8 protein-coding genes and 3 pseudogenes are annotated in these 13,497 nt (G+C 61.9%); 5 read left to right on the top strand and 6 right to left on the bottom strand.

The genetic code is table 11. The features are described from left to right. A pseudogene (locus FQ192_RS15515) lies at positions 1-1,337 on the top strand (dihydroorotase). Positions 1,338-1,361: 24 nt separating this feature from the next. Next, positions 1,362-2,256: pseudogene (locus FQ192_RS15510) on the top strand (His/Gly/Thr/Pro-type tRNA ligase C-terminal domain-containing protein). Positions 2,257-2,332: 76 nt separating this feature from the next. Here the strand turns inward: FQ192_RS15510 and FQ192_RS15505 are convergent. After that, entirely contained in the window at positions 2,333-2,854 is a 522-nt protein-coding gene (locus FQ192_RS15505) for a DUF3617 domain-containing protein (RefSeq protein ID WP_054617102.1), read from the bottom strand. 27 nt (positions 2,855-2,881) lie between these two features. On the opposite strand from FQ192_RS15505, the pseudogene FQ192_RS35040 reads away from it, so the two are divergent. Further along, a pseudogene (locus tag FQ192_RS35040) lies at positions 2,882-2,962 on the top strand (CRISPR-associated DxTHG motif protein); the annotation flags it as partial. 23 nt (positions 2,963-2,985) lie between these two features. Beyond that, positions 2,986-4,425, top strand: coding sequence for a cardiolipin synthase (gene cls, locus FQ192_RS15495; RefSeq protein WP_149659382.1), 1,440 nt, complete (start codon positions 2,986-2,988; stop codon positions 4,423-4,425). Here cls and cfaB read toward each other — a convergent pair. The 5 genes from cfaB to hflK (FQ192_RS15470) form a co-directional block, all read right to left on the bottom strand. Further along, entirely contained in the window at positions 4,422-5,606 is a 1,185-nt protein-coding gene (gene cfaB / locus FQ192_RS15490) for a C17 cyclopropane fatty acid synthase CfaB (protein ID WP_149659381.1), read from the bottom strand. The two genes, cls and cfaB, sit on opposite strands and share 4 nt — an antisense overlap. Before the next feature lie 227 nt (positions 5,607-5,833). Beyond that, entirely contained in the window at positions 5,834-7,744 is a 1,911-nt protein-coding gene (locus FQ192_RS15485; RefSeq protein ID WP_149659380.1) for a heavy metal translocating P-type ATPase, read from the bottom strand. After that, positions 7,741-8,799: a protease modulator HflK gene (gene hflK / locus FQ192_RS15480; RefSeq protein ID WP_149659379.1), complete on the bottom strand. Its 1,059-nt coding sequence runs from the start codon at positions 8,797-8,799 to the stop codon at positions 7,741-7,743. The genes FQ192_RS15485 and hflK (FQ192_RS15480) overlap by 4 nt, the downstream gene beginning before the upstream one ends. Beyond that, positions 8,796-9,836, bottom strand: a complete 1,041-nt coding sequence (hflC, locus tag FQ192_RS15475; protein WP_149659378.1) for a protease modulator HflC — start codon at positions 9,834-9,836, stop codon at positions 8,796-8,798. The genes hflK (FQ192_RS15480) and hflC overlap by 4 nt, the downstream gene beginning before the upstream one ends. Continuing rightward, positions 9,833-11,794, bottom strand: a complete 1,962-nt coding sequence (gene hflK / locus FQ192_RS15470; protein ID WP_149659527.1) for a protease modulator HflK — start codon at positions 11,792-11,794, stop codon at positions 9,833-9,835. Before hflK (FQ192_RS15470) ends, hflC begins: the two co-directional genes overlap by 4 nt. Before the next feature lie 221 nt (positions 11,795-12,015). On the opposite strand from hflK (FQ192_RS15470), the gene lpdA reads away from it, so the two are divergent. Further along, positions 12,016-13,416 (top strand): dihydrolipoyl dehydrogenase, encoded by a 1,401-nt coding sequence (lpdA, locus tag FQ192_RS15465; RefSeq protein WP_149659377.1) that lies wholly within the window; start codon positions 12,016-12,018, stop codon positions 13,414-13,416. Positions 13,417-13,497: the final 81 nt, after the last annotated feature.

The raw sequence follows: 13,497 nt of genomic DNA, 5'->3' as shown, positions 1-13,497 counted from the left end.
ATGAGCAGCGTGCTGATTCGCAATGCCCGTTTGGTGAACGAAGGTCGCGTGTTTGACGGCGACCTGCTGGTGAGCAATGGCCGCATCGTCAAGATCGCCGGCAGCATTGAAGGCGAAACCGCGCGCGTGGAAATCGATGCGCGGGGCCAATGGCTGCTGCCCGGCATGATCGACGACCAGGTGCATTTCCGAGATCCCGGGGCGCCGGACAAAGGCAGTTTCTACACCGAATCCCGAGCAGCGGTGGCCGGTGGCATCACCAGTTTCATGGACATGCCCAACACCCAACCGGCCACCCTGACCCTCGAAGCACTGGACGATAAAAAGCGCCGCGCCGCGATCAATTCGGTGGCCAACTACGGCTTTCACTTCGGTGTGAGCAACGACAACCTCGACACCGTGGCCGCGCTCAATCCTTGCGAAGTCGCCGGGGTGAAGGTGTTCATGGGCGCGTCCACGGGCAACATGCTGGTGGACGATCCGCGGATTCTTGAACGCCTGTTCGCTGAAGTGCCAACCCTTCTGCTGGCCCACTGCGAACACACGCCCAGCATCGACGCCAATGCGGCCACCCTGCGAACGCTGTACGGTGAACACCTGACGGCCGAGGCCCATCCGCTGATCCGCAATGCCGAGGCCTGCTTTGTTCCTCCTCAATGGCCGTGGACCTGGCCAAACGGCACGGCACCCGCCTGCACGTTTTGCACCTGACCACCGCGCTCGAACTGGCCTTGTTCGAAGACAAACCGCTGAGCCAGAAACACATCAGCGCCGAAGTCTGTCTGCATCATCTGCTGTTCGATGATCGCGATTACCCGAGCCTCGGCAACCTGATCAAGTGCAACCCGGCAATCAAGTCCCAGACCGACCGTGACGCGCTGCGCCAAGCCCTGTTGAGCAATCGGCTGGACGTGATCGGCAGCGATCATGCGCCGCACACCTGGGGCGAAAAACAACGGCCTTACACTCAGGCGCCGTCCGGCCTGCCGCTGGTACAACACGCCCTCCCCGCGCTGTTGGAACTGGTGGCGGATGACGTGCTGCCCATCACCACCCTCGTGGCCAAGACCAGCCACCGGGTCGCCGATCTGTTCGCGATTCCCGACCGAGGGTATTTGCGCGAAGGCTATTGGGCGGACCTGGTGCTGATCAAATCCGAGCCCGACGGCGTCGCCGTGTCCCAGCATCCGATCCTCTCGCAGTGCGGCTGGACACCCTTCGCCCAGCATCGTTTTCGCTACAGCGTCAGCACCACCCTGGTGTCGGGGCAAATTGCCTGGCACGCCAATCGTCTACATGACAGCTGCCAGGGTTTGCCCCTGCGCTTCATGCGTTAACACCCCAGTACCGAGAACCTGACCATGATCCACATCACCCTGCCCGACGGCTCTCTGCGTGAATACGATCAGCCGCTGTCCGTGTACGAACTGGCGGCGAGTATCGGTTTCGCGCTGGCCAAAGCGGCTGTGGCCGGTCGGGTGGACGGCGTGTTGGTGGACTGTGGGTTCATGCTCCAGGGCGATGCGCGGGTCAGTATCGTCACGCCTCAGGAGCCCGATGGACTGGAGATCCTGCGCCGTTCCTGTGCGCTGATGCTGGCCATGGCGGTCAAGCAACTGCACCCCAGCGTGCTGTTGCTCAAGGGGTCGGCAATGGGGGACGGGTTCTTCTATGAGTTTGCGTTGCAGCGGATGTTAACGGTGGCTGACCTGACACCGATTGAGGAGAGGATGCGCACGCTGGCCGCGACCAACCATTCCATTCGACAGCGGCCTCTCTCTGCGACCGAACGTCACTCGGTGTACCGCTTGGGCGACGGCGACTACCTGAGCAAGGGCCCCCCACGTCCCCGCCACCCGAGTGCTGCAAGCTTTTACCCTGGATCATGTCGGAGGCACGTCGCTGCAACGGATCTACGGCACTTGCTGGCCCACCCAACAGGAACTGGAGCAATGGCAAGTACCGCCTCAGGTGATGGTGGTGAACATCGATGAACGCCAGATCGATTACACCCAGTCGGTGACCGAGCAGCTGCGACGCAGTGGCGTGCGTGCCCATGCGGATCTGCGCAACGAGAAGATCGCTCACAAAATTCGCGTGCACAGTGAACGCAACGTGCCGTACCTGCTGGTGGTCGGAGCGAAGGAAAAGGACGGGGGGTTTGTCAGCGTGCGCAGTTGTGGCGGGGAGGATTTCGGTCGGATGCGGATTGATGAGGTGTGCGGGTTTTTACATCCTAAAGATTGTGGAGTTTGAAAGGACGCCTTCGCGGGTAAGCCTTGCTCCTACGGACATCACCGTCCGTAGGAGCAAAGCTTGCTCGCGATTGCTTTTAGGCTCTCGGCTTAACAGTCCCGCAATCCTGCCCCAGCCAAACGGCGCGGGTATCCAGACTGCCCTTCTGCTGAATCCCGGTCGCATTGAACGTGCCGTTCACCTTGGTGGTGAACTCACGATCGCTGAGGAACGTCGCCACACCCGCACCCTGCGCTTTCGGGCAACTGAAGCGGAATTTCCACTGGTTACCGGTGCGATCCGTGATTTCCTGCTTGCAGCCCGATTGCGGATCGGTCAGCGGAATGTTGTCGGAGGCAACTTGCGCCTGCGTCAGGCACGCACGAATCCCTTTGCCGCCCATGGTGATGCCCTGCTTCTCCAGCTGCGCCCGTTGTGCCGGGGTCATCTGGCCCTGCAACTGACCGAGGATCAGTTGCAGATCCGGCAGGTTCTGGTCATCGACTTTCATATTGCTCGTGGTCAACTCCCACAAACCCGGTTGCAGCATCTGCGCCTGAGCCGCCACAGGAAGGGACAAACCAAGGGCCATGGCCAAACCCAGCAGACGAACGTTCATCGAGTAACTCCTGATCATTAGTGGCCTTTAGACGTCAGCCACGGGCTTCGGTTCATGGGCCAATTAAATAGCGACATTCTGCACGGAACATGGTCTGTTACGTATTGAATCTTCAGGAGCAAGGTTGCCCCATGGATTATTTTGGACCGCATGTTTTCGGATACCTGATCGCGCTATTGCACACGCTGGGCCTGATTGCCGCCATCCACGCCGTGTTGACCGTTCGGACCGCCCAAGGCTCGATCGCCTGGGCCCTGTCGTTGCTGTTCATTCCCTACCTGACACTTATCCCGTACCTGGTCTTCGGCCGCAGCACCTTTGATGGCTACATCAAGGCGCGGCGCCAGGCCAACGAGGAAATGCGCAAGGCCATCTCCGAGCTGAACTGGCGTCCGTGGGTCGAAGAAGCCCTGACCGCCCGCGCCTCCAATGCCTACGCCTCCTTGCGGGCGATGCCGAAACTGGGGCGCATGCCGTGCCTGGCGAACAATGAAGTGCGCCTGTTGATCAACGGCACGGCGACCTTCGAGGCGATTTTCCAAGCGATCAGCCATGCCAAAGAAGCCGTGCTGATCCAGTTCTTCATCATCCACGACGACCGACTCGGCCAGCGCCTGCAAAGCCTGCTGCTGAAAAAAGCCGCCGAAGGCGTGGCGGTGTACCTGCTTTACGACCGCATCGGCAGCCACTCGTTGCCCCACAGTTACGTGCAGCCGTTGCGTGATGCCGGTGTCGAGGTCAAGGCGTTTGCCACCCGCAGCGGCTGGCTCAACCGTTTCCAGGTCAACTTCCGCAACCACCGCAAGATCGTGGTCGTGGACGGTGTGCTCGGTTTCGTCGGCGGGCACAACGTCGGCGACGAATACATGGGCGAGAAACCGCCCCTGGCGCCGTGGCGCGATACCCACGTGCAAGTGAGCGGACCGGTGGTGGCATGCATGCAGGAATCCTTTGCTGAAGACTGGTTCTGGGCCGCCCGCACCTTGCCGCCGCTGATCCTGCCAGACGTCTACCCGGACGACGGCGTGCTCTGCCAATTGCTCGCCAGCGGTCCGGCGGATTCCTACGAAACCTGTTCCCTGTTCTTCGTCGAAGCCATCCACGCGGCGACCGAGCGGGTATGGATCACCAGCCCCTATTTCATCCCGGACGAAGCCGTTTTCGCAGCCTTACGCCTGGCTGTGCTGCGCGGTGTCGATGTGCGATTGCTGCTGCCATCGCGCCCGGATCACCGCATTGTCTACGCCGCCTCCAGCCTCTACGCCTTCGAAGCCGTGCGCGCAGGCGTGCGGGTGTTCCGTTATGAACCCGGTTTCCTGCATCAGAAAGTGGTGTTGATCGATAGCGAGATCAGCGCCATCGGCAGCGCCAACCTGGACAACCGTTCGTTCCGGCTGAATTTCGAAGTGATGCTGCTGACCGTCGACAGCGCGTTTGCCGCCGAGGTGGAACAGATGCTCAACGACGATTTCGCCGTTTCCCACGAAATCGCCAAAGAAGAAAGCCGGGAGACCCACCGCCTGCAACAGATCGGCATGCGGGTCGCCCGGCTTATTTCCCCGATTCTCTAGGGGTTGTAGATGTCGTCGCGGGTCCAGGGCAGTTCATGGCTGCCGTCCGGGTGCGCTTTGACCGCGAGAATCTGGTGCAGGTTGATCCAGCCCTTGGCGAACGCATAAGCGCAGCCGGCCAGGTACAGGCGCCAGATCCGCAGCGCCTGTTGCGGCACCTCTTTGGCGGCGGCTTCGAGGTTGTCTTCCAGGCGTTCGCTCCAGTGGTCGAGGGTGCGTGCGTAATGCAGGCGCAGGCTCTCGACATCGACGATCTCCAGGCCGGCTTCGCTGATCTCGGCAGAGATCATCGACAGGTGCGGCAGCTCGCCGTTGGGGAACACGTACTTCTCGATGAAATCGCCGGCACCGCGTCCCACGGGACGGCCATCGGTGTACTTGGCGGTGATCCCGTGATTCATCACCAGACCGCCCTCCTTCACCGCGCCGAACAGGATTTTGCAGTACTCGGCCAGGTTCGCATGACCGACGTGTTCGAACATGCCGACGCTGACCACTTTGTCGAAACGCCCGTCCTGGGGCAGATCGCGATAGTCGAGCAGTTGAAGCTCAATCAAATCCTCCAGGCCTTCTTCTTTAACCCGTTCGCGGGCCAGGGCCAGTTGCTCTTTACTCAGGGTGATCCCGAACACCTTCGCGCCAAATTCCCGGGCCGCGTAGCGTGCCAACCCACCCCAGCCGCAACCGACATCCAGCAGATAGTCACCCGGTTGCAGGCGCAGCTTGCGGCACAGGTGGCGGAATTTGGCTTGCTGGGCTTGCTCCAGGGTTTCACTGCCGGTTTCGAAATAGGCGCAGGAATAGGCCATGTCGCTGTCGAGCCACAGCTGATAAAACGCATTGGAAAGGTCGTAGTGGTAGGAAATCGCCTTGGCGTCGGTTTCCTTGTCGTGGGCTAGGCGCACCGGCTGACTGTCGGCCTCGCCCAGCAAGGCCTGACTCCACTCATCGCAGACGCGGATCACGTCGCTGATGGAGCCTTCAAGCTCAAGTTTGCCTTCGACAAACGCCGCTCCCAGCGAATCAAGGCTTGGGTGGGTCAACTGGGTAACCATCTGTGGGTCCTTTACCACAATGGTGACGCTGGGCGTCGGGCCCAGATTGAATTCATGGCCATCCCAGAGTCGCAGACGAAGCGGTAACTGCAGATTCTGTAAGGCCGGTGGAAGTTGCGCGAGCATGGAAAATCCCCCCTTATTTCAGACGTCTGATGTGAGGGTAGACCATCCTAGAAAAATAGCTGGCTATCGATTTAATAGCCTTTTTCTATATAGCTCGCGACGCTTCGAACCGCCGTCGTGATCTGAAAACCAATGGTCCACACCTAGATGACTACGAAGTGAGCACACAGTTCTAAAAAGTTTAGAGCGCCGATATCTCCCGGTTTAGAGCGTTCCCCAAGGGTATATCAGACTTCATCTTTCAATTTGAGCAGCGGCTCCTGAAACCGCAGCAACCGTCCGGCGTTGCCCAATACCAAGAGCGTGCTCAAGTTGTGCAGCAACGCGGCAATCATCGCCCCCGCTGCGCCGAGCCAGCCGAATGCGGCGAAGGCGACGATTGCCAGGGTCCAGCCCAATCCGATGATCACGTTGACCTGCAACGTCTGCCGGCACTGACGACTCAAACGCACGCAAGTGCCGAGCCGGCGCAGGTCGCTGCCGATCAGCACAATGTCCGCCGAGGCCAGCGCAATGTCCGCCCCGCCGGCACCCATCGCCACGCCGACGACGCCGGCCTTCAGCGCCAGGGAGTCGTTGATGCCGTCGCCGACCACCATCGGCCGGAAGCCATTGCCGATTTCCGTCATCACCCGATTGAGTTTGTCTTCGGGCAAGGCCTGGGCTTCGACGTCGCTGATGCCGACGTCCCGGGCCAGGGTATGCGCGACGCTTTGCCGATCCCCCGTGAGCAGCAACTGCCGTCCCAAACCCAGCTCGCGCAATTCATTCAAGGCAAAGCGTGCTTCCGGTTTGATCGTGTCTGCCAGTAGCAGCCACGCGAGGAATTCGCCATTGAGTGCCAACCCGGCAATCGGCCCGTCGTGATCGGGCACGACCGAAGTGGCGATGCCCAATTGTGCGAACAACTCCGGACGCCCGAGCGCCGCTTCGCCCTGTTCGGTCATCGCCACCACGCCCAACCCCTGGCGCTCGTGAATGTCCGAGAGCAGCAGGAAATGCTCCTGAGTGACCAGACTGGCCAACGCGCGACTGACCGGGTGACTGCTCGCCGAGCCAAGACTGGCCGCGAGTTTGAGTACGTGGCCGCGATCTTCCAATGGACTGTCGATGGATTGCAGGCGCAAGGTGCCGAAGGTCAGCGTCCCGGTTTTATCCACCACCAGTGACGTCAGGTCCGCCAGCTCTTCGAGGAACGCCGAGCTGCGAATCAGGATCCCGTGACGCGCCGCCACCGCCACCCCGGCAATCGCCGTGGCCGGTGCCGACAACACCAGCGCGCAGGGGCAAGCGGCGACCAACACCGCGAGCATCGCCTGCGCATCGTTGGTCACGAACCAGGTCACCGCCGCCAGCAACAACACCAACACCATGTAGCTGCCGGCGTAACGCTCCAGCAAACGGGTGATCGGCGGCTTGGAACGTTCGGCGCTTTGCATCAGCGCGATGACTTTGCCGAGGGTCGATTCGTTGCCGGTGCGGGTCACTTCAATGCGCAGCAAACCATCGAGGTTGATCGCGCCACCGAACACGGTCATGCCGACCACCGCCTCCAACGGCACCGACTCGCCGGTAATCGATGCGGTGTCGAGGCTCGCCTGACCGGACAACACCCGGCCATCCGCCGGCACGCGATCTCCGGCGCGCACTTCGACAATATCGCCGGCCTTGAGCGTGCCGTTATCGACTTCGACAATGGCCCCGTCAGCCTGCACTTTGCGCGCGTGACTGCGGGTCAGTTTGCCGAGGGCATGAATCGCTTCCTGGGAACCGATCACGCTGCGCTCTTCCAGCACGTGGCCGAAGATCATGATGATCGGCAGCAACGCGGCGGTGAGCAAATCACCGGTGGCCCAGGCGCCGAGCATCGCCAGGGCGATCAACTGATCGGTGATCCCGTGCAGGCTCGGGTAACGCAAGCTGTACCAGGCCGAGCGCATCACCGGCACGGCCACCAGGATCGAGGCAAAACCCAATAGCAATTGGCTGACGCCGGTTTGCTCCGGCGAGACCCAACGCCAGATCAGCCCCAACGCGAGCAAGCCCAGGGCAAGCATGGCCAGGGTCAGTTGGCGCGCGGCGCTGCGTTGCTCGGCCGAGGACAACATGCTCGGTGCGGCGGCGGTTTGGGCGGTCATTGTGCAGCTCCCTGAATGATCAGGTGGGAATCGTCTTTCGGATCGACCGTGGTCACCGAGCCGGCCTGACCGAGGATCTTCGGCATCCGCTCACGGTAAATGCGCAGGAGCATTTGCGGGTCGGTGCCTTGCTGTTGCGCCTGAGCCAGACTCAATACCGTGGCGGTATCGGCCGACGCTTTGGCCAGTCGTTCACTGGCTTGGGCATGGGCAACCTGCAGGGTGCGGTCGGCTTGTTCGTTGGCGGTCTGGGTGAGCTTCTCGGCGTCGGTGCGAGCGTTGGCCACGGCTTTGTCGGCCTGCTGACTGGCAGTGAGTACGGCGTTGAACGCATTCACCGCCGGGCCGGGCAGACTCGATTGCACATCGACCCGGGCGACTTCAATACCAATCCCCTGCCCCGTCGCAGTCAGTTCGGCGAGGCGTTGATTGATGCTTTGCACCAAGTCACCGCGCAGGCGTTCGCGGCGTTCGGCGGCTTTGTTGTCGGTGCCGATCAGTTCGGGGCGCGCCACCAGGATGGTGTCCAAGTCGCGAGCGGCAGTGAGCGCCACCGCGCTGCGCGTGACCAAGCGATCCAGCGCCGGCAGCACATGTTCGCCTTGCAGCACGAACGCGTACGGCTCGGTGACTTTGTAAAACACCCGCACATCCAGTTGCACCACACCGGCATCACCGGTCAACAGATAACCGGAGCCGGCGAGTGCATCACTCAGCGGCGTGGCAAACGTCGCCACCCGATCCGCCTGTAACGCCACATCGCTGCGCAGCAGATTTTCCACTCGACGCTCAATCACCCGATCCGCTGCCGGCAACAAAATCACCTGCTCAAACGGACGCGGCCACGCCAACAACAGACCGGCATTCTGAATGCGATCCAGCGCACCAAAGTGCAACACCACGGCGCGATTCTGCGGATCAATCTGCCGCACATTGGAGAATGCCCACGCCAAAGCCGCCAGCACCGTCACCGCGTAAAGCGCCAAAAAAGCCAGACGCCCGGCCTGAATCCAGGGGCTGCTTAACTCATTTGTTCCACGTGGAACCAAATTCATGGCTGCGACCCGGACTTGTTATCAAGGCTCGGCGGGCCGTCCACCAACACCCGGAATGGGGCGGCATCGGTGCGCAAAATCAGTTTGGTGCCCGGTGAAACAATCGTGCCCAAGGTGTCGAGGGAGCGCAGCAAGTTGTAGAGCTGCGGCGATCCGGCGTAAGCGCGGCCATAAATCTGTGCGGCTTCGACCCGGGATTGCGCCTCGATGTCGGCGGCTTTCACCGTGGCATCGGCCTGCACAATGCGCGCGTCCCGTTCGGCGGCAGAACGGATTTGCGCCGCTTCGCGTTTGCCGATGGCCGTGCGTTCGGTGGCGATTGTTTCACGCTCGGCGCGCATGCGATCGACGGTGGCAGTCAGCGTGACCGATGGCAGCGTCAGGCGTTCGATGCCGACTTGCAGCACGCGCACGCCATAGGTGGTGAGCAACTGCTGATCAATCTGCTGACGCAACTGCGCTTCGAAATCGGCGATGTGCACTTGGTTGGCATCGGTGTTTACCAGGTTGGCCAGGTCAAAACTGCTGGCGGTGGTTTCCAGCGCGGAACCAACAAACGTGCGAATCTGCCGCGCCGCTTCATCCGGCTGGTTCTGCACTGCGCGCATAAAGCGCTGCACATTGTCCGGGTCCCCCTGCACCTTCCACGCCACGTACGCCTGCACGATGATGCGCAAACCGTCCCGCGTACCGACATCCTGCAAACCGCTGGACGTCGTGCGCAGGCGCAAATCCACCGGAATCGCCGCTTCAAACGGCGCCGGCCAACGCCAGCCCAATCCCGGTTCCAGCAACACCCGCGACGGATTGCCGAAACGGGTGATCACCGTGGCCTCCCCCGAACGCACTTGCACCAGGCTCGCCGCTGCAATGGCGAACGCCACCAGCAACGCCGCCCAGCCCATGCGTCGCCAAGGGAACGGCCCGGCTTCCTGGGGATCGCCGTGGTGATGGTGATGATGACCGTGGTGATGCCCGCCATGGCTGTGATCGTGGCCAGTGTGGTCATCGTGATCGTGAGTATTCGACTGGCTCAATGGGTGGCTCCTGGCTGAGCGGTGTTACGCGGCGACGCAGGGTCAGCCGGCAGCGTGAACGTACGCAGGTCAATGGTCGGCGCGTTGCTGCTGCCGCCCAGGCGATGATCGAGCACCAGCAACTTGGCATTGGCCAGGCCCTGGGTCAGCTGACTGAAATATTGTTCCAGCACAAAGGCCTGGCCGGCGCTGGCGTAGGCTTTGCGTTCGGCACTGAAGCGCAGGTCGGACGCCTGGGCCGTCGCGTTGATTTCCCGGGCGCTGGCGGTGGCTTGATCGCGGGCGATGCTGGCTTGCATCTGCGCCTGGTTGCTGGCTTGCGCTGCGGCACCGCGCTCACGCGAGATCAACGCTTGCGCACCGATCTGCGCCGCTTGCACCGCGTGATAGGCATTGGCGGCGCCGGCCGGCGGGTGAATCGCCTCGACCACGGTGGCGAGAATTTCCACGCCGCTGTCGAGTTTTTTCAGGTCAGCCTGCACGGCGCGACCGATCTCTTCGCCCAGCCCTACCCGGTCTGCACCGAGCAAACCGTCGAGGGTGCGCGAGGCGAAGTCGTGCACCAGAATCCGGCTGGCGGTGCTGCGAATCAGCGTCGGTACATCCGCGCTGTTGTAGGTCGCGGCCAACGCGTCCTTGTCGTTCAAGCCGATGCGATACACGAAACGCACGTCCATGTTGACGATCTGGAAGCTCTGTTTGTCGGCGCGGCTGCTGGCAATGACCTGGGATTTATCGTTCACATGACTGGCATCCCACAAGCGATTGGCAATCGCCGGCGCCGGGCCTTCTGCCGGTTCGAGCACCACGAGCGTGGTGGCTTCACCGCTGGTGGCCAACTCATGGACCACACCGTTCTCGACGCTCAGCACCCGGCCCAACGGCCACGGCAAACCGGCGTGCAAACCGGGACCGAACACCTCCACCGGTTTGCCGAAACGCTCGTAGATCCCGCGCCCTTGCAGCGGTATTTCATGAATCCCGGTCAGCGCCCAACCAACCATCGCCACCACCGCCAGCACCGGCAAGAAGGCCCGGCGCATGTAGGTGAAGGCCCAGATTTGTCGCAGATCGATGCCGAAGCGGTTATGCAATTCGTGCTGCAAGGCCAGCAACGGTTGTGGTGGCCAGCGCAGCATGTCCGCGACAAAGCTGCGCGCCAGCAATGACGGTTCAAGTTGTTCCCGTTGCGGACTGAACAGCGACAGCACCGCGCGCAGCAATAATTCGATCGCCACCAACCCCGGCAGCAAACCGATCAGCACCGCCAGGCGTACCGGCCAGACTGAGGTTTCATTGCCGAACAGCAGGCACAGCGCGCTCACTACCAAGCCGATAATCGCGACGCGCGTGAGCTGCGCCAACGCCCCGGCTTCGGGCCATTCGGCGCTGTTTTCCTGAGCCAGTTGACGCTCCAGTACCAGCAGACCGAACGCCAGCAGCAACGACAGCACGGCGCCTACACTGGCGGACAAGCCCAGCGCTGCGGGGGTCAGCGCCAGGTTCCAGACCTGGCCAATGCTGTACAGCGTCAGCACGCTCCAACCGGCCAGCCACAACGTCGGCGCACCGATCTGCCCCAGCAGATGCACCCAGCGCTGGCCGATCCGGTCCAGCAAGCGTTCGTACCAACCTGCCGGCGCGACCACTTCTTCCTCTACAACCACCGGCACCGACACCACCGGATTCATCGCGCGAGCTCGCCATTGCGTCACCCACCACGCCGATTGCAAACCGGCGACCAGCACCAGCAACCCGCCGCTCTGGTTGACCAACAGCGCGCCCCACAGTGATTGCGGCGCAAACAGCGCGACAAAAAACGCCAGTACCAGCCCAGCCGCCGCCAAAGCGCTCAAACCGATGGCGTACTGACGCAACCGTCGCCCGTGGAACAACGCCTGCTGAAAGCGCGGCAGCCCGGCTACTTGAGTTCCATCGACATCAAGATCGACTTGCATACCACCCCAGTGTTTATCGTTGCTGACGTCAAAGCCCGTCACATCTCGTTACCTTATAACGAAAGGCGTGAAATTTCCGTTCTAAATCGCTCTATCTAAAGGTGCACAACCTGTCGCTTGGCTGAAGCCTTGACCGAAATACCGTTGAGCGCACATATTACGTTCGTAATTTTTAGCAACAGCTACGACCGATCCGGTCCCTTCACTCCAGGAGTAACAGCATGAGCACCTATGACATCGTGATTCTGGGCGGAGGCCCGGGTGGTTATAACGCGGCGATCCGTGCCGGCCAACTCGGTTTGAAAGCCGCGTGCGTCGAAGGCCGTGCCACCCTCGGCGGCACCTGCCTGAACGTCGGCTGCATGCCGTCCAAAGCGCTGTTGCACGCCTCCGAACTGTATGACGCGGCCATGGGCGCGGAGTTTGCCAACCTGGGGATCGAGGTCAAACCGACCCTTAATCTCGCGCAAATGATGAAGCAGAAAGATGAAAGCGTTGCCGGGCTGACCAAGGGCATCGAGTTTCTGTTTCGCAAGAACAAAGTCGACTGGATCAAAGGCTGGGGCCATATCGACGGGCCGGGCAAGGTCACTGTCACCGATAGCCAGGGCGCCAAGACCGAGCTGAGCGCCAAGGACATCATCATCGCCACCGGCTCCGAGCCCACTCCCCTGCCCGGTGTCGACATCGACAACCAACGCATCCTCGACTCCACCGGCGCGCTGTCCCTGGCTGAAGTACCGAAGCACCTGGTGGTGATCGGTGCCGGGGTGATCGGCCTGGAGCTGGGTTCGGTCTGGCGGCGCCTGGGCGCGCAGGTGACGGTGGTCGAGTTTCTCGACCGGATCTGCCCCGGTGTCGACGGCGAGGCCGGCAAAACCCTGCAGCGCTCGCTGACCAAGCAAGGCATCAGCTTTAAGTTGAGTTCGAAAGTCACCAGCGCCACCACCTCGGCCAACGGCGTGCAGCTCAGCGTCGAACCCGCCGCCGGGGGCACCGCCGAGTTGCTCGAAGCCGACTACGTGCTGGTGGCCATCGGCCGTCGGCCTTACACCCAAGGCCTGGGGCTGGAGAACGTCGGCCTCGCCACCGACAAACGCGGCATGCTCGCCAACAAAGTGCACCGCACCGAAGCCGCTGGCATCTGGGTGATCGGCGACGTCACGTCCGGGCCGATGCTCGCGCACAAGGCCGAAGACGAAGCCATGGCCTGCGTCGAGCAGATTGTCGGCAAGGCCGGCGAGGTCAATTACGACCTGATCCCCAACGTGATCTACACCAAACCGGAACTGGCCAGCGTCGGCAAGACCGAGGAACAGCTCAAGGCTGAAGGTCGTGCCTATAAGGTGGGCAAGTTCCCGTTCACCGCCAACAGCCGGGCGAAGATCAATCACGAGACCGAAGGCTTCGCCAAAGTGCTGGCCGATGAGCGCACCGACGAAATCCTCGGCGTGCACCTGGTGGGTCCGAGCGTCAGTGAAATGATCGGTGAATATTGCGTGGCCATGGAGTTCAGCGCGTCCGCCGAGGACATTGCCCTGACCTGCCACCCACACCCGACCCGCTCCGAGGCGTTGCGCCAGGCGGCGATGAATGTGGAGGGGATGGCGACGCAGATGTAATTTTTCGCAGAGGATCGTTCCCACGCTCCGTGTGGGAATGCCTCAAGGGACGCTACGCGTCCAGTGACGCGGAGCGTCACG

Source organism: Pseudomonas sp. ANT_J12, from assembly GCF_008370045.1.
GTDB lineage: Bacteria > Pseudomonadota > Gammaproteobacteria > Pseudomonadales > Pseudomonadaceae > Aquipseudomonas.
Note: the sequence above shows the minus strand (reverse complement) of the source record. Positions and strands in the feature narration are given on the sequence as shown.

What these genes read in the sequence shown, in the direction of transcription:
- FQ192_RS15505 (WP_054617102.1), bottom strand. Translation starts at nt 2,854, where the DNA reads ATGAACGTTCGTCTGCTGGGTTTGGCCATGGCCCTTGGTTTGTCCCTT.
- cls (WP_149659382.1), top strand. Translation starts at nt 2,986, where the DNA reads ATGGATTATTTTGGACCGCATGTTTTCGGATACCTGATCGCGCTATTG.
- cfaB (WP_149659381.1), bottom strand. Translation starts at nt 5,606, where the DNA reads ATGCTCGCGCAACTTCCACCGGCCTTACAGAATCTGCAGTTACCGCTT.
- FQ192_RS15485 (WP_149659380.1), bottom strand. Translation starts at nt 7,744, where the DNA reads ATGACCGCCCAAACCGCCGCCGCACCGAGCATGTTGTCCTCGGCCGAG.
- hflK (WP_149659379.1), bottom strand. Translation starts at nt 8,799, where the DNA reads ATGAATTTGGTTCCACGTGGAACAAATGAGTTAAGCAGCCCCTGGATT.
- hflK (WP_149659527.1), bottom strand. Translation starts at nt 11,794, where the DNA reads ATGCAAGTCGATCTTGATGTCGATGGAACTCAAGTAGCCGGGCTGCCG.
- lpdA (WP_149659377.1), top strand. Translation starts at nt 12,016, where the DNA reads ATGAGCACCTATGACATCGTGATTCTGGGCGGAGGCCCGGGTGGTTAT.